This is a genomic window from Leisingera sp. ANG-M1, assembly GCF_000813745.1.
Lineage (GTDB): Bacteria > Pseudomonadota > Alphaproteobacteria > Rhodobacterales > Rhodobacteraceae > Leisingera.
In genome coordinates this window covers 1,498-21,564 of the sequence record NZ_JWLC01000013.1, presented here as the reverse complement: position 1 = coordinate 21,564, position 20,067 = coordinate 1,498, and the positions used below count along the sequence as shown (strand labels likewise).

Below are 20,067 nucleotides of genomic sequence, written 5' to 3'. Positions count from 1 at the left end.
CCTATGTACGGCTTAACAGATCGTCAAGGTTCCATCCGCCGCAGCAGCGCCTCTGTCATGCGCTCGTGCGGAAGCGGCATCAGGGTTGCTGTGCTGGTCCACAGAAGCGCGGTCTCAATGATCCGGTCCGGGTAAATCTGTGCCAGCGCATAGGCATAGGCGCCCATCTGACGGAGCAGGCCTTCGGGGCATTGCTCAGGCGTTTCAGGCAATGTGGCGTTGGATTTGAAATCCACAGCCAGGACTTTTTCCGGTGTGACAATCAGCCGGTCGATGATGCCGTGCAGGCGGTTGCCCTGCAGTTCCGCCGTGACCGGCACTTCAGCCAGCGCATCCGGCTGGAAGATGTGCAAAAGGGCCGGATTTTTCAGCACTGCCGAGGCTTCGCCCAGAAGTTCTGCAGTGTCTTCACTGCCCTGAAGCAGGTTCTGCGCCAGTAGCGGCCAGTCTGCCTCGGGCCGGCCCGGCAGATGCTCCAGCAGCAGGTGCAGCCGGCTTCCGCGGGCTTTGGCAGCCTCTTCGTCCAGGCCCTGATCACCGGGCAGAGCCTTTGCTCCGCCCAGGTCCGAGGGGCTGAGCGCCGACGTCGGTGCTTCATAGGAACGGGCGGGCCGGGTGAAGACCTCCGGCAGGGAATACTTAGCAGTTTCGAGGACTGGCGGCACTTCCAGCGGCAGACCGTCCCAATCACCATGCTGCATGCGCAGGCCTGTGCCGCCACCAGTCTCGCACTCCATGGCGCCGCCTTCCCGCATGGCACCTTCGACCATGCGGTACCAGCTGTCGCCGGCTTCACCTGCGTCGCCGGCGGCGGCGACAATCAGCCACTTCTCCGCCCGGGTTAGAGCCACATACAAGAGTCGCAGCCGCTCGTTTTGCAGCTTCTCCTGCGCTGCTTCGCGGGCCGCCAGCATGGCGGCGGGCATCTGCTCCTTCGGCACCTTCCAGACCGGTGTGCCATCGGCCAGCATAATCTCTGCATCCGTCGGCGGCCGCCGTTTCGCGGTGTCCGGCAGGATCACGATCGGCGCTTCCAGACCCTTGGAGCCATGCACCGACATCACCCGGATCATGTCGCCGGCGGCGCTCATCTGGCGTTTGATTTCCAGATCATCGGTTTGCATCCAGACCAGAAACCCGGTCAGGCTCGGCACATCCGTCCGCTCATAGGCGAGAGCCTGCGACAGCAGCGCATTGATGCCGTCCTCGGCCTCCGGACCCAGCCGGCCCAGCAGTTTCTGGCGGCCGCCGTGGCGGGTCAGAATGCGTTCGATCAGGTCGAAGGGGCGCAGGAAATCGGCATTGGCGCGCAGGTCGTTCAGCACCGCCATGGTTTCCGGGAACTCCCCTGCCCGTTCGCGCAGCGCCGGCCACAGGTACATCGCCTCCCGCCGGTGCGCGAGGTCGAACAGCGCCTGTTCCCCCCAGCCGAACAGCGGCGATTTCAGAGCCTCTGCCAGCGACAAAGAGTCTTCGGGCAGCGCCAGGAACCGCAGCAGTGCGGCGATGTCCTTCACCGCCAGTTCCGCCCCCACCTTCAACCGGTCAGCACCGGCGATGGGCAGCTCAGCCTTTTTGCAGGCGCGGATGATTTCCGAGAACAAGTCCGAGCGCCGCTGTACCAGGATCAGGAAATCGCCGGCTGTCACCGGCCGGCGCCGGAAGGTGCCGCGCTCCGCACCGTCCTCGGGGATGGTCACACCGGTTTCGATCATCTGTTTGATCGAACGCGCGATCCGTTCGGCCAGGATCACCGTGTGATGGCGGCTGCTGGGGCGGTCGACGGGGCTGGTCCAGTCGGGATCCTCGTCATCCTCGACCTTTTCGACCACCGGCCACAGGTCCACCCGGCCCGGCAGATCGGATTTGAAGGCTCGGTGCAGCGCTTCCTTGCGGAAGCCAGCCCGGGGGCTATCCTTGAACACCAAATCAACCAGTTTCAGGATCGCGGCGGAGGAGCGGAAGGAGAAATCAAGCGAGGCATCCTGCAGCCCTGCCCCGGTTTCCGCCAGCCGCTTGCCAAATTCCTGTTGCATCCGGTCAAACGCATCCGGGTCAGCGCCCTGGAAGGAATAAATCGACTGCTTCTTGTCGCCGACCACAAAGATCGTGCGCTCCACATCCGACCGCGCGCCCTCGCCGGCAGTGAATTCCTGCGCCAGCTTCTCGATCACGTCCCATTGCACCGGGCTGGTATCCTGCGCCTCGTCCACCAAAATATGGCCGATGCCGCCATCCAGCCGATACAGAACCCAGGCCGCCACGCCCGGATCGTTCAGCAACTGCCGGGCCTTCAGGATCAGATCATCAAAGTCGAGCCAGCCGCGCAACTGCTTGCGGCGCTCGTACTCCGGCAGAAAGGCGGCGGCGAAACGGTGCAGATGGTGGCTCTTGCGGGCGGCGGTGAGGCCGAGCCGCTTGGCACGGGCATCCTCCACCCGCAACATCAGCGGCTCTAACCGGTCCATCAGCGAGAGGTGGGACTCACGCAGTTTCTTGGTCGGGAACTTGCCAACCTTGGCGGTGAACGGTTCCTTTGTACTGGCGCCGGTCAGGAAGATGCTTTCCAGCGTGCCGAGATCACCAAGTGTGGGTTCGGTGATACCCGCCAGCTTGGCAGCGGCCTTTTGATCGGTCGCACCGCCCTGCCCCAGCATCTCGCGGGTGCGCTGCAGCAGTTCCTCTTCACCGCCAAGGAACACCAGTTCCTCCAGTGCAGCCTCGTCAAAACCTTCGGGCAGTTCGAACAGCTCCAACAGGCCGCCCCGGTCCAGCGGCTGGCCAAAATCGGCGCGGCGCTGGCAAATGGCGGCGGTCAGGGTCTCAAAATCGCTGTCGCTGACATGCCGCGCCAGCGCATCGACCAGCGGGGCCTCGTCGCCTTGGGCAAAATCCTCCATGATTTCCGCCCGCAGCAACTGGCCCGCGCGGTCGTCCATTTCCGAGAACTGCGGGCTGACGCCAGCCTCCAGCGGAAAGCGGCGCAGGAGCGACGAACAAAAGGAGTGGATGGTCTGGATCTTCAGCCCGCCCGGCGTCTCGATGGCGCGCGCAAAGAGCGTGCGCGCTTTGGCGAGATCCTCGGCGGCGGTGTTGACCTCGCCCAGCTCTGTCAGGGCACCAATCAGCGCCGGATCACCCAGCATCGCCCATTCGCCCAACCGCTTGAACAGCCGGTTCTGCATCTCGCTGGCGGCGGCCTTGGTATAGGTGAGGCAGAGGATATGCTGCGGTTGCACGCCCTTCAGCAACAGCCGCGCAACCCGGTCGGTCAGCACTTTGGTCTTGCCGGAGCCGGCATTTGCCGCCAGCCAGGTGGAGGCATCCGGGCGGGCGGCGCGGAACTGCGCCTCGGAGGCGGCGTCGCGGATGGTCATGCCAGATCCTCCGGCTGCGGCGTGGCGCTGCGGTCCCATTCACCGTAGCGCGCCAGGTGGTCATAGTCGCCGGCGATGTCGTCCCGGTGCACCATGCGCCGGCTCGAATACCCTTGTTCAGGTTCGAAATAGGCTCCGATCAGGGTGCGTAATTCGTCCCAGACCTTGGCCGGTGGCTGCTCGTCTAAGGGTGCGCGCACTTCCTTCATCTTGCTGCCCAATCCTATGAACAGAGCACGGGCGACCTCGGCTGCACCAAGATCCTCAAAGGCGCCTTCTTCAGCCATCGCAGCCTCGATCAGCAGCTGTTTTTCGAACTTCTTCTGCTGGGCTTCAGAAGGAGGCGCGCCGGTCTTGTAGTCGTAAAGATGCAGGAAGCCGCACTCATCCATGTCGATCCGGTCGGCGCGGCAGGCGATGGTGAAATCCAGCGGATCCAGCCGGGCGCTGCCCTTGGCCTCAAACGCAATCGGCTTGGCGCGGGACTGGCGTTCCTGTTCCGCCAGCACAAAGTCGCCGGCAATCTTGCGGATGCGCGTGTGCCACAGGATGCGGGCAACCGGCCAGGGCACATGAGTGTCCAGCAATTCGCGGGTCTTGGTGATGAGGTGATCAGCAGTCAGCAGCGAAGGATCGGCCTGGGCTTCCTTGATAAAATGCTCAAACACTTCATGCACGACAATGCCGCGCAGCAGGGCGTCCGGCTCCTGCACCAGCGAATTGAGCGGTTTCAGCCGCAGCACATGCTTGGCGTAAATCGCATAAGGGTCGCGGATCAGCCGGGGAATTTCGGTAATCGTCAGCCGCCGCGGCCGACTCGGAACCGGCGGCCGTGGCGAGGGCCGCGGCATTTGCGGGATCGGCGTGGGTTCTTCCAGCGCTTCGGCCCAGCCCAGCCATTGGCGGCCCTTGGCCCGCATGACATCCAGCGCATCCCGGCCGCCTTGCTCCGGCAGGCCGGACAGCAGGTTGGTCAGCCGGTTCAGCCAGCGCGAGGGAACGGTATCGGCTTCCTCAGAGCGTTCGGCGCGTGTCAGCCAGACCTCGGGCGCGGCAATTGCCTGCTGGAAGTCATGCGCCGACAGGCCGATGCGGCGTTCCGGCAGCAACAGCCCCGCCTGATTGCGCAGTTGGCGGTTCAGCCAGGGGTCGGGAGAGGCGGCCTCGGGCCAGCTGCCTTCGTTGAGGCCGCCAAGGATCACCAGGTCGGCCCCTTGCACACGGGCCTCCAGCGTGCCCCAGATCATGATTGAGCCATAGGGCGCATCACGGTCGCGCACTTCACCTTGGCTCAGCAGAGCACCCAGCAGGTCAGCGAAATCACGGGCGGACATCTCGCCGCCATAAGGCGCCTCAGCCTCCAGGTTTGCAATGCAAGCAAGCGCGGCTTGGCCGGCTTTCTTGTCCCAAAGGGTGCCGGAGCCCTCAGCCTGGCTGCCGGCCGCGATGCGTTCGGCCAGATCGCGCAGGCGCTCGACCCAGTCCGTCAGGGGCAGGGTGCTGGTGATCTCCTGATGTGCGAAACTGGCTGACAGCCATGCTGTCCAGCCAGGTGTCAGCTCCCGGCCCGTCTCAAACTGCGCAAAGGCTTCGGCATTGGGGAAGGGCGGGCCGTTGCGGCGCAAGGAGAGTTCCAGCTCGCGGGTCTGGCGCAGGTGATTGCCGCGGTCCGTGCCATCGTGCGTCAGCGGGTGTTTCAGCAGCGTCAGCAGGCTGTCACAGGTGAGCGGCTTGCAGAACAGTCCCGCCACATGGCGCAGGAAGCGGCCCGGCGGAGACAGCTGCAAAGGCTGGCCGGCCGAGTCGTCGGGCAGGATGTCCCAGCGGTCCAGTGCGGCGGAAACCTGGCGGGTCAGCATTCGGTCCGGAGTGATCAGCGCAGCAGTCTGGCCGTCCTCGGCTGCCTGCCTCAGGCGCAAGGCAATGGCCAGCGCCTCGGAGCGGGGGCTGGGCGCCTCGACCAGCGTTACTTTTTCTGTGGCCCTGTCCAAACCTTCCAGCTTGGGTCCTTCACTCATCCAGGCATCTGTGACCGGGGCCGGGCGCAGGGCCAGCGACACCAGCTTGTTCCGTTCCGGCGAGACCTGCGCTGCACCAGTCCAGGGGAGTACATCCGACGGCGAAATCCCCAAGTCTTTCATCAGCTTGTGGAACCGGTACTGCGGGTGATCTTCCGAGATCATGGGGTCATCCAGGCCGTTCCAGACGTGATCCGGCTGGTCGAAGTCGAACCCAGGCAGCACCACGGCGCCTTGCGGCAGGCGGGCGATGGCCTGCATCAGCAGCAGCGTGGTCCCGCGCGAGCCGGTGGAGCCGGCCAGGATCACCGGATGCTGCGGCGGTGTGTGCTGCCAGTGTTCAACCAGGTTCAGCACCACCTGCCGCTGCCGCGCCTGGGCGTCCATCGCGCCCTCATGCAGGCCGGTGAACTCATCCGCGATGCCGATAAAGGCCTGCGCCCGGGCCCAGTGGCCGGACATGTCAGAGACATCAAGATTGCGGATGGTATCGGTGCTGACGCCTTCACCCTGCATTTCGTCGATCAACGCCGCCAGGCTGTCAGACAGATCATAGAGCGAGGCGCGCGAGGCCAGATCGGGCTGGGCGTCCAGCAGCTTGGCGATCAGCTGCGACAGCTCCAGCCGGCGCCGCAGTGGCGGCAGAGCGGGCGGCAGGCCCTCCAGCGTGGCGCGCTGGGCCAGATCCGTCAGCATCAGCATCCGCGGCAGCAGAAGGGCAGGGCCGTCATCAAACAGTATCCGTACCCGCCGCGCCATGCGGGAGGTGTTGAGGATCAGCTCGGCCCGGGCCAGAGCCTCGGGCGGCTGGCCGAGGGTACGGGCGCGCAGGCCTTCAACCAGCGCCCGCGGGAAATCGACGCCGCAGGGCACGGCAAAGACGCGCGGGGTACTGGTGGGTTCAAACATCATCTGCGGCGATCAGCTCCTCGGCCAAGGTAATCCCTTCGGGGTGGCCCACATCGCACCAGCGGCCGGGATATTCCAGTGCAAACAGCCGGTTGTCCGCAGCCATTTTGTTCCACAGCACGTTCAGCGAGAACACTTGTTCTTCGACGTGGTGCAACCCGTCTGTTTTCAGGATCTGCACCCCGCCATAGACCAGGTTGCCGCTCCGGCTGATGCGGCCCTCGGCGTCTGCCGAGAAATCGCCTCCGCCGGGGCGGCCCACGGCACGGTCCAGCGGCACGCAGACCAGCAGCGCGTCCATGGCGTCCGGGTCCCAGGCCTCAAGCGCCAGTTGCAGCGGGTTCGGCCCTTTCCAGATGGCATCGGTGTTCATGGTGAAAACCGGCCCATCTCCCAGCAAGGGTAGGGCGTGGCGCAGCCCGCCGCCGGTGTCGAGGATTTCGGGGCTTTCGAGACTGATCTGCACGTTTTCAGGCTCTAACAAAGCTTGCAGCGGCTCAGGCTTGTAATGCAGGTTCGCCGCGATCCGGGCCGGCTGAATCGCCTTGGCCAGCTCCAGCGCGTGGGTGATCAGCGGCCGGCCGGCGACTTCGATCATCGGCTTCGGCTTGTCGCGGGTCAGCTCCCGCATCCTTGTGCCAAAACCCGCAGCAAACAGCATGACGGCATCAGGGGAGCGCTGCATCAGGGCCTCAGATTGTTCAGGTTGTCCGGGGTAGGGACAGGCAGGCTGTCGCGCAAAAGCCCTGCAACCGGGGCCAAGGCGGGATGCTCCAGCCCGCGGATGAAATGGTCCCAGACCCGCGGAATCAGGTCGACGTAATGCGGTTTGCCGTAGTCCATGCTGAGCCGGGCAAAGACGCCAAGAATACGCAGGTTCCGCTGCACCCCCAGCACCGTATAGGCGGTGCGGAAGCCGGACTCGTCCACGCCGGCGGCGGAGATGTAACGGTCGATCATTTGCATTTCGATACCCGCCGGAACATCGCGGCGCGCGTCTTGCAGCAGCGAGACCAGATCATAGGCCGGGTGGCCGGAACGTGCGTCCTGAAAATCCAGCAGGCCGACCCGGGCCACCCCTTCCCGCTCTGGCAGCCACAGGAGGTTTTCGGCGTGATAATCGCGCTGGACCAGTACCGGATCGCCTTTGATCGTCTCGCGCAAGATATCTTCGAACTGGTCCTCGAACCGGGATTGCAGCTGCGGATCGTGGCCGCCCAGGATGCCATCGCGGTATTTCGAAAGCGCCAGCCCCGCCATTTCCGCCATCATCCGCGGGCCGTAAGGCTCCAATTCCGGCATCGGTGCCTGATGCAGAGCCACGAGCGCATCAGTTGCTGCTTCATAAAGCTCCTTTTCCAGCGCCGGTTCGCGCAGGACAACGCGGGCAAACAGGTCGTCTCCCAGATCCTCCAGCAGCAGGAAGCCGTGTTCCGCATCCCGGGCCAGGATCTCCGGAGCGCTGAGTCCCTGGGCGCGCAGGTATTCCGCGATGCGGATGAAGGGGCGGACGTCCTCACCCTTTTCGGGCGGTGCGTCCATCAGAACGACGGTCCGGCCATCCTTCACCAGCCGCTCATAGCGCCGGTTGGAGGCATCGCCGGCCAGCGGTCCCCGCTGCCAGGCGGCATAAGGTGTTGATGCGAGGAAGTTCTCACACAGGGTGTTGCGGTCACTCATGCGCAGATGCGCTCCATCAGGGGCTGCCATTTCGCATCGCTCCAGCGGAGCGTCAGATGGCGGCGGTCTTCGTGTTCCGGGTCCAGGGCAAGGGCCAGGTGCAGGGCGTGGGGCGGCGTCAGCTCGGCCAACCGGTCCGGCCATTCGACCAGGCAGATGGCGCTGTCGAAGGCTTCGGTCAGGCCTAGCTCCTCCAGTTCATCCAGCGAGGACAGCCGGTAAAGATCGGTGTGCCACAGCTCGCCGGCAGGCACGTCATAGGTCTGCACCAGGGTGAACGTCGGCGAGGGCACATCCTCGGGAATCTCCATCAGCGATTGGATCAGATGGCGGGCGAAATGGGTCTTGCCGGCCCCGATCACCCCTTCCAGCAGCAGGCAATCGCCGGGGCGCAGGGCCCCGGCGATTTCTGCGGCCAGTTGGGCCGTATCATCCGGTGAGTTCAGCGTGCGGGACGCAGTATTCGGTGTCATGGCGCTAGAATGGCGCCGCGGCTGATCCGCCGCAAGCCGGTTTCCGGGCTCAGCTTTGGCTGATGGCGGGGAAGCGCTCCTGGCTTGCCGGCAGGGCGGCCGTTTCCGGGGCGCGGAAGCTGACCATGGTGGCGCCGCTCTGGATGGCGGAGACCTTGCAGATCAGCCGGGTGCCGTTGCGCAGCTGAACGTGGGCCCACCAGGTGTCGCGCTCTTCGCAGCCGGCAACAAAATCGCGGATCTCGCCCCAGACCGGGGTCGGCGCGCAGGTGTCCTGCCAGATCCGGCTGGCGTCCATGATCGACACTTTGGCAAAGCTGGCTTCGGGGTCCATCTGCCACAGGCTGCCATAGGCGCTGTTGGAGAAAGTCATGGAGCCGTCATTGGCAAAGACCGCAATCGCCTCGTCCATCTGGTCCATGATCGACTGGCCCATCTCCAGCTCAGCGCGGAATTGGCGGGTGAGTGTGACCTCGGCGGTGATGTCCTCGAACAGGAAGGCAATGGCACCATCCGGGTGCGGCCGGCCCGAGACCTTGTAGACCGAGCCCGACGGCAGCGACCAGGTTTCCTGGTAACGGCCTTCGGCGGCGGCCTCCAAAAGGTCGGCCATCTGGTGGCGCCAGCTGGAATAGCTTTTGGGCTCCGGCATCATCCGCTGATCGCGCAGCCGGTCAAAGAACGTCAGCAGATTGGGGCGCGAGCTAAGGAAATTGGCGGGCAGGGCGGTGAGGTCGATCAGCACCGGGTTGAACAGCACCAGCTGGCGGTTGCGGTCAAAGATCGCCAGGCCGATCGACAGCTGGGCAAAGGTTTTCGCCAGGGTCTGCACAAAATTGCGCTGGGCAACCTCAGCGTCGACCACGGCGTTCACATCCACCGCATGGCAGAGCCAGCCGGCTTCGGTTTCGGTGGTCGAAACGTTGTACCACAGTTTCTTGCTGCTTTCCGGCAACGGAATGCTGATCCGCTCCGGCTTGCCGCTGGTCATCGGGTCATGCAGATCGGTGAACAGGGGTTCGGCAAAGTCGGCGTTGCGGCCGCGGATCTTCTGGCTGAGGTCGTCATAGGCGAGGTTGGACCAGGTGACATCGCCCTCTTCCGACTGCAGCCAGACCGGGTAAGGCGCCTGATGCACCGCGGCGCGCAGGGTGGTGAGCTCCTGATCCAGGGATTTGTTTTGCTCTTCCAGGGTGCTGCGGCGCAGCTGCACGCGGGTGACCCCGTCGATCCATTCGCAATGCGCCTCGCGGCTTTCGGCAGAGGCAGTGCCCGACAGCACCAAAGGCCCGACATCCTTGAGGAAACCGGGCGATTGCGGCAGGCCGGGATAGCTGCGGGCAAGCTGGTCGCGCAGCATGCTCCAATCGAAGTTCTCGGTCTGGTCGCCGATGAACTTGCGTGCCCCCGAAGACCAGCCGATCAGGCTGTTGTCGTCGAACAGGAACACCGCATCGGCGCGGCCGTCGCCCGCCAGAAGGTCGTGCTCCATGCCGCGGCGGCGCGGCGCCGGCGACAGCCACCAGACCGCGGCTGCGGCCGTTGCCGCGCACAGCGCTGCCAGTACAAACCACTCGATCGAAGCGAAGTTCTGCATGTCGTCCTGCCCAATTCAGCTCTCGTTTACCGGCATGGTTCCCTAATAAAGGTTAAATCAAGTTTAATTGGTTGCCCAAAAGTGAATAGTTAAATTTCTAGAGGAATATTTTTTCCAAGCGCCGGATTGCTGCCGCCTGCCAGGGCATCAATCTTCTTGCGCGGCCAGGACACTTCGACAATAGCACCGCGGCGGTCCTGATAGGGGTTGAGGGTCTGGAACGTATCCGTTCCATTGGCGAACCGCAGCTGGGCGCCGGTGCGTTCCAGCAGCGTTTTGGCAATGAACAGCCCCAGACCCATGCCTTCATATTCCGGCCGCTGTCTCAGCTCGCTTTCACCGCGGCGGCGGCGCACGAAGGGGTCGCCGATCCGGCCGATCAGCTGCGGCGGGAAGCCGCGCCCGTCGTCGCAGATTCGCAGGGTGATCCGCTCGTCATTCCAGGCCGCATCGATCCAGACAGTGGTTTTGGCAAAGTCGACGGCGTTTTGCACCAGGTTGCGCAGCCCGTGGATAATCTCGGGCTTGCGCATAACGGTGGGCTGCTGGAAATCGCCGCCCTCCAGCGGCTCTTCGCTGTAAACAATTACCTTGCCGCGGTTCATATGCGGCTCAGCGGCCTCATTCACCAGGGTCGAGAACGGCGCCTGGCGCAGGTGCAGGTCGTCTTTGCCGGCCCGGCCCATGCCGCGCAGGATGTCGCGGCAGCGGTCAGCCTGCTCGCGGATCAGCGCTGCGTCCTCGCGCAGGTCGGGGCGGTCATCAAGCTCCTCTATCAGCTCGGCGCTGGTGAGTTTTATGGTCGCAAGCGGCGTGCCCAGCTCATGCGCGGCGGCGGCCACAACCCCGCCCAGGTCGGTCAACTTCTGCTCGCGCGACAGCGCTAGCTGGGTGGCGCTCAGCGCATCCGACATCGAGCGCATCTCGTTGCTGACGCGGAAGGAATAGGCGCCAATGAACAGGATGGCGATGACGATGGCGATCCAGTTGCCGAAAATGAAGATATCTGGGATGCGCAGAATGAACCCCTGCTCGGTGCGCAGGGGCAGGTGGAACTCGGCCATCAGGGTGACCAGGATAATGGCGGTGGCACCGATGATCAGGGTCGGGCGCAGCCCCATGACGGCAGCAGAGATCGTCACCGGGCCCAGCACCAGCAGCGCAAAAGGATTGTTCAGCCCGCCGGTCAGATACAAGAGGAACGCCAGCTGCAAGAGGTCGAACAGTACCATCAGGAAGTTCTCGAACTCGCTCAGGCGCTTGTTCTCAGGAAAGGCAAAAACGGCGATCAGGTTGCCGGCGGCAGAAACCCCGATAGCCAGATAGCACAAGGCCAGCTCCAGCTGCAGGCTATAGCGGTACTGCGCCACGGCGATGGCCGTGACCTGGCCGGCAATGGCCACCCAGCGCAGCAGAATCAGCGTGCGCAGCCGGATCCAGTTGCTGTGCTCCTGGCCGCTCATCAGCCGGAAAGGGCGTTCGCTCATGTACTTCGGTGCTCCCGCAGATGTGACGCCGTGCGCCAGTTGCATCGGCTGTAATTCTTGATAGGTCTGGCGCCGCAAACGATCAACAACCCTTCCCTGATGATAAGTGTGATCTCATGACCCGCCTATATGCTCTTCTTGCTGCCGTATTTGTTGCTGCCCTGCTGGGCGGCGCCTGGATGATGACCCGGGGAGGCAATGGGGGTGACAAATTCGCACAGTGCCGCAGCAGCCAGATTGCCGGCGGCGCGGACACCATCGGCGGCCCGTTTGAGCTGGTCAATGCCAAGGGCGAGACCGTCACCGACAAGGACGTGATCACCGAGCCGTCGATTGTCTATTTCGGCTACACCTTCTGCCCCGACGTCTGCCCGATGGATTCCGCCCGCAACGCCGATGCGGTTGATGTGCTGGCAGACCGCGGCATGAGCGTAACGCCGGTGTTCATTTCCATCGACCCGGAGCGCGATACCCCTGAGGCAGTGGGCGATTATGCCGAAAACCTGCATGAGAAGATGATCGGGCTGACCGGCTCGCTGGATCAGGTGAAGGCCGCCAGCAAGGCTTATAAGACCTACTTCAAGAAGAACGAGGGCGACGAGGATTACTACCTGGTCGACCATTCCACCTTCTCCTACCTGGTGCTGCCCGAAGTTGGCTTTGTCGAGTTCTTCCGCCGCGACGAAACCGCCGAACAGATGGCCGAGAAAGCCGCCTGCTTCATCAGCAAAACCTGAAGCAGGATAGCTGTTTGACCTTTCCTGCCGCGCGGACATATTCTTGCGTGAACAGAAAAAGGACGCGGAGGACCGGGCATGGCCGAAACTGCTCTGCAGGAGATTGGACCGGATAAGACGCTGCTGCTGGTCGATGACGACGAGCCGTTTCTGCGGCGTCTTGCCAAGGCAATGGAGAAACGCGGCTTTGAGGTGGAGACCGCAGGCTCGGTTGCCGCAGGCAGCGCTATCGCCACAGCACGGCCGCCGGCCTATGCGGTGGTCGACCTGCGGCTGGAGGATGGCAACGGCCTCGACGTGGTTGAGGTGCTGCGCGAGAAGCGCCCCGACAGCCGGGTTGTGGTGCTGACCGGATACGGTGCCATCGCCACCGCGGTTGCCGCGGTCAAAATCGGCGCCACGGACTACCTGTCCAAGCCGGCCGATGCCACGGACATCATGAATGCGCTGCTGGCCAGCGAGGACGAGCTGCCGCCGCCGCCGGAAAACCCGATGAGCGCCGACCGCGTGCGCTGGGAGCATATCCAGCGGATCTACGAGCTTTGCGACCGCAATGTCTCGGAAACCGCCCGGCGGCTGAACATGCACCGCCGCACCCTGCAGCGGATCCTGGCCAAGCGCAGCCCGCGCTGAACCCTGCATTTCAAGTAGAAGTTCCTGCCCCGCCTGACCGATGGCGGGGCGCTCGCAGGTGTTGCGTCCCCTGCGCACGCTTGCTTCACGTAAAATTCTCCTCTGCCTGTCATAGTTCGGGCTGATCGCGGTCACCGCCGGGCCTGACACACCCGGCACTCAGGAACAGGTTCCCCTCTGCGGGGACGTGCAGAGACAACGTTTAGCACGCGGGCGGATATGCCCGTCCGCCTCCGCCTTTTGGCGGCGCCGCCTTCCTTTACCAGCTTGGTGGATACGCAAGACCGCCAGCAGACAGCAGAAAACAGACTGCAGACACCGGCAGGGCAGCGCCCTGGCCGGACAGAACCCGTTGGCAGGCAGGACGGGTGATGCCGGCAGCCCGGGTCCGGAACTGTCAGGCGTCACATCTGCTCAAGAAGCTGATGATGCCGGGCAACGAAATCCTGCCGCACCTCGACAGGCGGGCGCAGGCGGATCTCCAGGTTGCGGACGATATCCTCATTCGGCCGGCCAAAGAACTTGGTGGCTTCTTTCTCGGAAAATCCGGCAATCTGCACGGCTTCCATCCAGGCGCTGACCTTGTCGGCCCGTTTGATCTGCGCTTTCACCGTCTTGGGCAGGGCGGCCGGCAGCCCGAACCGCAGGTGAATGGCAGCAGTCAGCCGCAGGTCCAGCTCGCCGTATCCCGGGCCCACGGCGGCCTTCACTGGCGAGATCATGTCGCCGATCACATACTCCGGCGCGTCATGCAGCAATGCTGCCAGCCGCCATTTGACCGGCGCCTTGGGGCGCATCCGGGTGAAAATATCCTCAACCAGCAGCGAATGCTCGGCCACCGAATAGGCGAAATCCCCCCGGGTCTGGCCGTTCCACCGCGCAACAAAGGCCAGCCCGTGGGCGATGTCCTCGATCTCGATATCCACCGGGGTCGGATCCAGCAGATCCAGGCGGCGCCCCGAGAGCATCCGTTGCCAGGCGCGGGGGTGTTTCATGGGCTGCCTCTCGAATTTTTTTGTCTGCTTCGTGAGGCCGCAGGATAGGGCGCAAGCCCCGGTTTCCATAGGCTGAAATTGCAAAAAGTTAAGGGGGGAAACGGATGGGTTCATAACCTCTTTTGACACCCGGTTGACCGGTTGTGAGTTTGAAAAGAGCCCTTTGCGACCCCATATTAATAGTACGACGGGGGTCATTGCCCCTCCCAGGCAAGCCCCTTTCGCGAACGTGATGCGAACGAAAGGAGCAAGTCATGTTTAAGCGTCTGTTAGGTCTTTCCCTGCTCTTCGGCATGGCGGCGACGGCCCCGCCGGCCTTTGCGGCCAGCTGCGGCGACCGCGAGGTGATGACCGCTAAGCTGGAAAGCGGATACTCCGAACGGCTGACCGCCGGCGGATTGCAGAAGAGCCGCCCCGAGGCCACTGTGATCGAGGTCTGGTCGTCGGATGAAACCGGAACCTTTACTGTTCTGGTGACACATGCAAACGGGATCAGCTGCGTTGTCGCAACCGGCTCGTCCTTCTTTCATATCCCGGAAAAAGAGCCGGATCCGGGTACGCCAAGCTGAACCTGTGCAGCTTGACAGGCTTCCCCCCACAGCCTGCCCTGCCTTGAAGGCCTGAGCTCAATTCTCAGGTTGCCCGTATCTTCGTTGAATCTAAACACTCCCGGTGTTAGGGCCTTCGGCAAGATTACGTGTAACCGGAATGGAGCAGACTATGGCCGGGGATTATATCGTCAAGGACATCGCGCTGGCAGGCTTTGGCCGCAAAGAGCTGGACATCGCTGAAACGGAAATGCCGGGCCTGATGGCGCTGCGCGAGGAATACGGCGACAGCAAGCCGCTGAAAGGCGCGCGCATCGTCGGCTCGCTGCACATGACCATCCAGACCGCGGTTCTGATCGAAACGCTGGTGGCGCTGGGCGCCGATGTGCGCTGGGCGTCGTGCAACATCTTCTCGACCCAGGACCACGCTGCCGCGGCAATCGCCGAAGCCGGCATTCCGGTCTTCGCCATCAAGGGCCAGTCGCTGGAAGAGCATTGGGATTACTTGGATAAATCCTTCATGTTCCCCGAGGGCGCCAACCTGATCCTGGACGATGGCGGCGACGCCACTCTCTATGTGCTGCTGGGTGCCCGCGCCGAAGCCGGCGAAGAGATCATCCCGGTGCCGCAGTCCGAGGAAGAAGCGGTTATCAAGGCGCAGATCCAGAAACGCATGGAAGCCTCCCCGGGCTGGTTCACCAAGACCCGTGATGCGATCCTGGGTGTTTCCGAGGAAACCACCACCGGCGTCCACCGCCTGTATGAGCTGCAGAAAAACGGCCAGCTGCCGTTCCCGGCGATCAACGTGAACGACTCGGTCACCAAGTCCAAGTTCGACAACAAATACGGCTGCAAAGAATCGCTGGTCGACGGCATCCGCCGCGCCACCGACACCATGCTGGCCGGCAAGGTTGCAGTGGTCTGCGGCTATGGCGATGTGGGCAAAGGCTCTGCTGCCTCCCTGCGCGGCGCCGGCGCCCGAGTGAAAGTGACCGAAGCTGACCCGATCTGCGCCCTGCAGGCCGCCATGGACGGTTTTGAAGTCACCCTTCTGGAAGACGAAGTTGCCACCGCGGATGTCTTCATCACCACCACCGGCAACAAGGACGTGATCCGCATCGAGCATATGCGCGAGATGAAGGACATGGCGATTGTCGGCAACATCGGCCACTTCGACAACGAAATCCAGGTTGCGGCGCTGAAGAACCACAAGTGGACCAACATCAAGGACCAGGTGGACATGATCGAAATGCCCTCGGGCAGCCGCATCATCCTGCTGTCCGAAGGCCGCCTGCTGAACCTCGGCAACGCCACCGGCCACCCGTCCTTCGTGATGTCGGCGTCCTTCACCAACCAGGTGCTGGCCCAGATCGAGCTGTGGACCCGCGGCGACAACTACGAAAACGACGTCTATATCCTGCCCAAGCATCTGGACGAGAAGGTCGCCCGCCTGCACCTGGGCCGCATCGGCGTCAAGCTGACCCAGCTGAGCTCTGAGCAGGCTGCCTACATCGGCGTGAAGCCCGAAGGCCCGTTCAAGCCGGAGCACTACCGCTACTAAGCGGCTTCGCTTTTGAATATTCAGCGCCGCTGGAGCAATCCGGCGGCGCTTTTCCTTTGATTGGCAGTGTTTCGGCAACTGGCGCCGTTAGAGTTTCGCGGTGAGCGTCTGCCCGGGTGGGCGCGTGCCCGCCGCTGACGCGACGGGCAGGTGGCTATACTTGAGCGAGGCGTTTGCCGGCGATGCAGATCATCGCTGGTTCGGCATATGGCTGCCGCGCCCCTCGGGTGTCAGGTCGAACAGGCTCCAGAGCGGCCACAGCGCATCGATATGGCGGGGCTGCCAGGGGCTGGGCTCAAAGAACATATCGGACCCCCAGAAATGCCGGATGCTGTCCCCGGTGCGGGTGAAGACATGCAGCATCGGCAGCTGCGCGCCGGCTTCATTCTCGGCCAGGTAATCCTGCTGATAACTGGTCCCTTCAGCAGAATAGAGCGGCAGTGCCTGCCATCCCTTCTCCACTTGCAGCGCCGCCAGCCGCTCTGGTGAGGATTGCGCGACAACGGCAAACCCCATTCGCTCCTGCGTGGGAAACCTGCCCGCGCCAGCCGTCCAGAAAAGCCGAACACATCGGGCAGGCCGCCTTGGCCTCCGGTCCGTACATCAGCGAATAGATGGCAAGGGTGCTGTTTTCACCAAACAGCTCCCGCATGGATACCTCAGCCCCGCTGGTGCTGCGGAAGCCGTAGTCTTGCGCAACCAGCCCGCCTTCCGGCAGGGCGCGGCGCAGGGCGGCGACCTCTTCCGTCTGTGCCCGCAGCGCAAGTTCGGCTTTCAGCAGTTCATTGCGCGCAGCCCGGTAGGCCGCGCTTTCATTGGGGAGGCTTACAGGCATGGTTCACCCTTTCCGGCTGGCAAGCTTTAAATTTAACAATATTGTTAAATAACGAGTCATTCCTGTCAAGCCGGACTCCGGCCTCGGCATGTCGTTCCCATTTGTCTCGCATTGTCCGGGTTATTGCTTTGCGGAATCGGGGCCGGGCAGCCTATACCTGATGTCACGGTCAGGACGGCCAAGACAGAGATTTTCATACGCGTGTGGTGGATATGGAGCACGCGGGGTGGAAGGGAAGGTCTTGTTTGTCCCCAAGACCTTCCCTTTTTCAATTCAGGCGCAGCGGGATCAGAACAGCCCCAGCACCGCACCTGCAGCGGCGCAGGCCAGCGTGGCATAACCGCCGTCGATCAGCGTCAGCTTCACCGGCCGCATCCCGTACATGTTGTTCAGCGCGATCCAGGGACTGATGAAGAACAAGCCGACACCGGCGCCGCCCACCAGGCCCGCGCCCAGGGAATCGATGCCCGACAGGGTGAACACATGGCGCATCATGCCAGCGACGATCAGCTGCAGAACAAAGGCCATGGCAAAAATCGCCGGGCTCTGGCCGCCCTTCGGTTTGCCGTTCTCGTCGCATTCCACACCTGCGGCCTCGACCCAGGGTTTGGCCAAGGCGCCGTAATAGACCGCGCCCAGCACAAAGGCAGCCGCAGCCGCCGCAATCACACTTACAAGTTCCATGATGCTCTCCCTGATTTTTCTGCCTGTGGAGAGCAGCTTGGCAGATCAGCCGGGATCTGTCTCCCCCAGCGCGCAGATGGCGGACCACTCGGCCTCGCTCACCGGCTGCACCGACAGGCGGGAGTTTTTGACCAGCACCATTTCCTCAAGCCGCGGATCAGTTTTGATCTGATCCAGAGAGACCGGCTTGGCAAAGGGGCGCACCGCCTTGATGTCCACGCATTCCCAGCGCGCGTCCTCGGTGGTGCTGTCGGGATGCGCCTCGGCGCAGACCTCGACGATGCCGACCACGGATTTTTCCTTCTGCGAGTGATAGAAGAACCCGCGGTCGCCGATTTTCATCTCGCGCATGAAATTGCGCGCCTGGTAGTTGCGCACGCCGTCCCATTCCTCACCGTCTTCGCCTTTGGAGACCTGGTCATCCCAGCTCCAGGTGGAGGGTTCGGATTTGAACAGCCAGTAACGCATCAGCCGATGACCTTTTTCCAGGTGATCAGTTCGACAGCTTCAAACAGGCCTGCCTTGTTGTAGGGATCACTGTCCGCCCAGGCCTGGCCGGCTGCCATGTCTTCGACGTCCAGAATAACCAGGGAACCGGCCATATTGCCATCCTGATCCAAGAGCGGGCCGGCCTGCGCCACAACACCGGTGTCGTTGATATAGGCCAGATGAGCGTCGCGGTTGTCGAGACGGGTCTGCAGGGCGCCGGGTTTGTCGCGGGCAATCAATGCGATGAGCATTTTATTCCTCTTTTAATGGTCTTTTAAGCAAATGTGCCGCTGCCTCGCTGATCGTCAAGCGCTGATCGAGCAAATTGGTTACCGTGAGCGTGATCGGCATGTCCAATCCCATCCGCTGGGCCTGCGCTGCAACGGCCCGCGCGGTGGCGGCGCCTTCGACGGTGATGCTGGAATCAAACTCCTCGCCGCGGCCGATAGAGAGGCCCAGCCGGTAGTTGCGGGACAGGTCGGAACTGCAGGTGAGCGTCAGGTCGCCAAAGCCCGACAGCCCAGCCAGCGTTTCCGCCTTGGCACCGCAGGCCAGCGCCATGCGCTGCATCTCGGCATAGCCGCGGGTCATCAAGGCGGCACGGGCGCTGTCGCCGAGGCCCGCACCGATGACCGCGCCGCAAGCGATTGCCATGACGTTCTTCAATGCACCGCCGATTTCGGCGCCGGCAGTGTCCGTCGTGCGGTAAAGACGCAGGTTGGCGGTGGTCAACTGCTCCTGCAGCACCTTGCATTGCTCGGCATCGCCGCAGGCAAGCGTCAGGGCGGTCGGCAGCCCTCTGGCAATATCGGCAGCAAAACTCGGGCCGGTCAGCAGAGCGGCGTCTGCTTCTGGCAGGACTTCCTGAATGACGGCGATAGGGCCCAGGCCAGAGTCCAGCTCGATCCCTTTGCAGCAGGCGACAAGCGTCTTGCCACGCATATGTGCCTGAAACTCCTCCAGCACGCCTCGAAGTGTCTGCATCGGCACGGCCAGCAGCAGCACGTCAGATTCGCAGGCTTGGGCAATATCTGCAGTGATAGAGAGGTTTTCCGGCAGCGCCACGCCGGGCAGGCGGGTGCCGTTGCGGCGGCTGTCCTGCATCGACTGCGCCTTCATGGCGTTGCGGGCCCAGAGGGTGACTGGCCCGTTGCCGGCCAGAGAGATGGCCAAAGCGGTGCCGAACGCGCCCGATCCCAATACCGAAATGCTCATGCCTTGGCTCCCTTGCGGCCGGATCCGATCAGCGCCGGGCTGGTTTGGTCGAGCGGCCAGCGCGGGCGGGCGGTCAGGTCCAGCCCGTCGCGCGCGCCTGCCTTGAACCGCTCCAGCCCGGCATAGGCGATCATGGCGGCGTTATCCGTGCAAAGCCGCAGCGGCGGCGCGGTAAAGGCAGCGCCTGCCTCGGCACAAACAGTCTCTAACGCGGCTCGAATGGCGGTATTTGCCGCCACACCGCCAGCCACGGCAACGGTTGGCTGCGCAGGCTGCTCTTCCAGATAAAGGCGGATCGCCCGGCGGGTTTTCTCTGCCAGCGTATCCACCACAGCCGCCTGGAAGCCGGCACAAAGGTCGGCGCGGTCCTGGCGGGTGAGACCGCCTTTCTCTGCCACGATCTGGTCCCGCATCCGCATCAGCGCGGTCTTCAGGCCGGAGAACGACAGGTTGCAATCCGGCCGGTCCAGCAGTGGCCGCGGGAAGCGGAAGCGTTTGGGATCGCCGCCTTCGGCTTCAGCCTGCACCGAAGGGCCGCCGGGCTGCGGCAGGCCCAAAAGCCGGGCGGTCTTGTCGAACGCCTCGCCCGGGGCATCGTCGATGGTGCCGCCGAGCCGGGTGAAATCCTCCGGCCCGCGGGCCAGCAGGTACTGGCAGTGGCCGCCGGAAACCAGCAGCATCAGGTAGGGATAGGCAATGCCGTCGGTCAGCCGCGGGGTCAGCGCATGGCCGGCCAGATGGTTCACGCCCACCAGCGGCAGACCGGTGGCGGCGGCGATCCCCTTGGCGCACATCACGCCCGACATCACCCCGCCGATCAGGCCGGGGC

Annotated in this window: 17 protein-coding genes and 1 pseudogene; 4 read left to right on the top strand and 14 right to left on the bottom strand. The window is 63.5% G+C overall.

Annotated elements, in window-relative coordinates:
• Positions 1-23 precede the first annotated feature (23 nt).
• From addA to regB, 7 genes are all read right to left on the bottom strand, one after another.
• Positions 24-3,377, bottom strand: a complete 3,354-nt coding sequence (gene addA / locus RA19_RS10945; protein ID WP_039162436.1) for a double-strand break repair helicase AddA — start codon at positions 3,375-3,377, stop codon at positions 24-26.
• Positions 3,374-6,307: a double-strand break repair protein AddB gene (gene addB / locus RA19_RS10940; RefSeq protein WP_193748255.1), complete on the bottom strand. Its 2,934-nt coding sequence runs from the start codon at positions 6,305-6,307 to the stop codon at positions 3,374-3,376. Before addB ends, addA begins: the two co-directional genes overlap by 4 nt.
• On the bottom strand, positions 6,297-6,989 hold the full coding sequence (locus RA19_RS10935; RefSeq protein ID WP_039162434.1) for a nucleotidyltransferase family protein: 693 nt from the start codon (positions 6,987-6,989) through the stop codon (positions 6,297-6,299). The genes addB and RA19_RS10935 overlap by 11 nt, the downstream gene beginning before the upstream one ends.
• Positions 6,989-7,984: an aminoglycoside phosphotransferase family protein gene (locus RA19_RS10930; RefSeq protein ID WP_039162432.1), complete on the bottom strand. Its 996-nt coding sequence runs from the start codon at positions 7,982-7,984 to the stop codon at positions 6,989-6,991. Before RA19_RS10930 ends, RA19_RS10935 begins: the two co-directional genes overlap by 1 nt.
• The gene (gene tsaE, locus RA19_RS10925; RefSeq protein ID WP_039162430.1) at positions 7,981-8,457 is read right to left on the bottom strand and encodes a tRNA (adenosine(37)-N6)-threonylcarbamoyltransferase complex ATPase subunit type 1 TsaE; all 477 of its coding nucleotides are present in this window, start codon (positions 8,455-8,457) and stop codon (positions 7,981-7,983) included. The genes RA19_RS10930 and tsaE overlap by 4 nt, the downstream gene beginning before the upstream one ends.
• A gap of 49 nt (positions 8,458-8,506) precedes the next feature.
• A complete protein-coding gene (locus tag RA19_RS10920) occupies positions 8,507-10,054 on the bottom strand; it encodes a PAS-domain containing protein (protein ID WP_039162428.1) in 1,548 nt (515 codons plus the stop codon).
• A gap of 89 nt (positions 10,055-10,143) precedes the next feature.
• Positions 10,144-11,541, bottom strand: a complete 1,398-nt coding sequence (gene regB, locus RA19_RS10915; protein WP_039162426.1) for a sensor histidine kinase RegB — start codon at positions 11,539-11,541, stop codon at positions 10,144-10,146.
• A gap of 116 nt (positions 11,542-11,657) precedes the next feature.
• Between regB and RA19_RS10910 the strand changes: the two genes are divergently transcribed.
• Together RA19_RS10910 and RA19_RS10905 are read left to right on the top strand one after the other, a co-directional pair.
• Complete coding sequence (locus RA19_RS10910; protein WP_039162424.1) at positions 11,658-12,278, top strand: SCO family protein; 621 nt, start codon at positions 11,658-11,660, stop codon at positions 12,276-12,278.
• Positions 12,279-12,356: 78 nt separating this feature from the next.
• On the top strand, positions 12,357-12,911 hold the full coding sequence (locus tag RA19_RS10905; protein WP_039162421.1) for an ActR/PrrA/RegA family redox response regulator transcription factor: 555 nt from the start codon (positions 12,357-12,359) through the stop codon (positions 12,909-12,911).
• 404 nt (positions 12,912-13,315) lie between these two features.
• Here the strand turns inward: RA19_RS10905 and RA19_RS10900 are convergent, their stop codons facing one another.
• The gene (locus RA19_RS10900) at positions 13,316-13,906 is read right to left on the bottom strand and encodes an HD domain-containing protein (RefSeq protein ID WP_039162419.1); all 591 of its coding nucleotides are present in this window, start codon (positions 13,904-13,906) and stop codon (positions 13,316-13,318) included.
• A 254-nt stretch (positions 13,907-14,160) separates the two neighbouring features.
• Here RA19_RS10900 and RA19_RS10895 point away from each other — a divergent pair, with 254 nt between their 5' ends.
• Positions 14,161-14,475: a hypothetical protein gene (locus tag RA19_RS10895; protein WP_039162417.1), complete on the top strand. Its 315-nt coding sequence runs from the start codon at positions 14,161-14,163 to the stop codon at positions 14,473-14,475.
• A 151-nt stretch (positions 14,476-14,626) separates the two neighbouring features.
• A complete protein-coding gene (gene ahcY, locus RA19_RS10890) occupies positions 14,627-16,015 on the top strand; it encodes an adenosylhomocysteinase (RefSeq protein WP_039162414.1) in 1,389 nt (462 codons plus the stop codon).
• Positions 16,016-16,204: 189 nt separating this feature from the next.
• On the opposite strand, the pseudogene RA19_RS27385 reads toward ahcY, so the two are convergent.
• From RA19_RS27385 to RA19_RS10860, 6 genes and pseudogenes are all read right to left on the bottom strand, one after another.
• Positions 16,205-16,850 (bottom strand): annotated as a pseudogene (locus RA19_RS27385) (DUF899 family protein).
• A 288-nt stretch (positions 16,851-17,138) separates the two neighbouring features.
• The gene (locus tag RA19_RS10880; RefSeq protein ID WP_039162412.1) at positions 17,139-17,534 is read right to left on the bottom strand and encodes a DUF1761 domain-containing protein; all 396 of its coding nucleotides are present in this window, start codon (positions 17,532-17,534) and stop codon (positions 17,139-17,141) included.
• Positions 17,535-17,579: 45 nt separating this feature from the next.
• Positions 17,580-18,002 carry an EVE domain-containing protein gene (locus RA19_RS10875; RefSeq protein ID WP_039162409.1) on the bottom strand — a complete coding sequence of 141 codons (423 nt, stop codon included), beginning with the start codon at positions 18,000-18,002 and terminating at the stop codon, positions 17,580-17,582.
• Complete coding sequence (locus RA19_RS10870; RefSeq protein WP_039162406.1) at positions 18,002-18,274, bottom strand: YciI family protein; 273 nt, start codon at positions 18,272-18,274, stop codon at positions 18,002-18,004. The genes RA19_RS10875 and RA19_RS10870 overlap by 1 nt, the downstream gene beginning before the upstream one ends.
• Position 18,275: 1 nt before the next feature.
• Positions 18,276-19,238 (bottom strand): NAD(P)H-dependent glycerol-3-phosphate dehydrogenase, encoded by a 963-nt coding sequence (locus RA19_RS10865; RefSeq protein ID WP_039162404.1) that lies wholly within the window; start codon positions 19,236-19,238, stop codon positions 18,276-18,278.
• A partial coding sequence (locus RA19_RS10860) for a tRNA (adenosine(37)-N6)-threonylcarbamoyltransferase complex transferase subunit TsaD (protein ID WP_039162402.1) occupies positions 19,235-20,067 on the bottom strand: 833 nt, incomplete at its 5' end. The genes RA19_RS10865 and RA19_RS10860, both read right to left, overlap by 4 nt.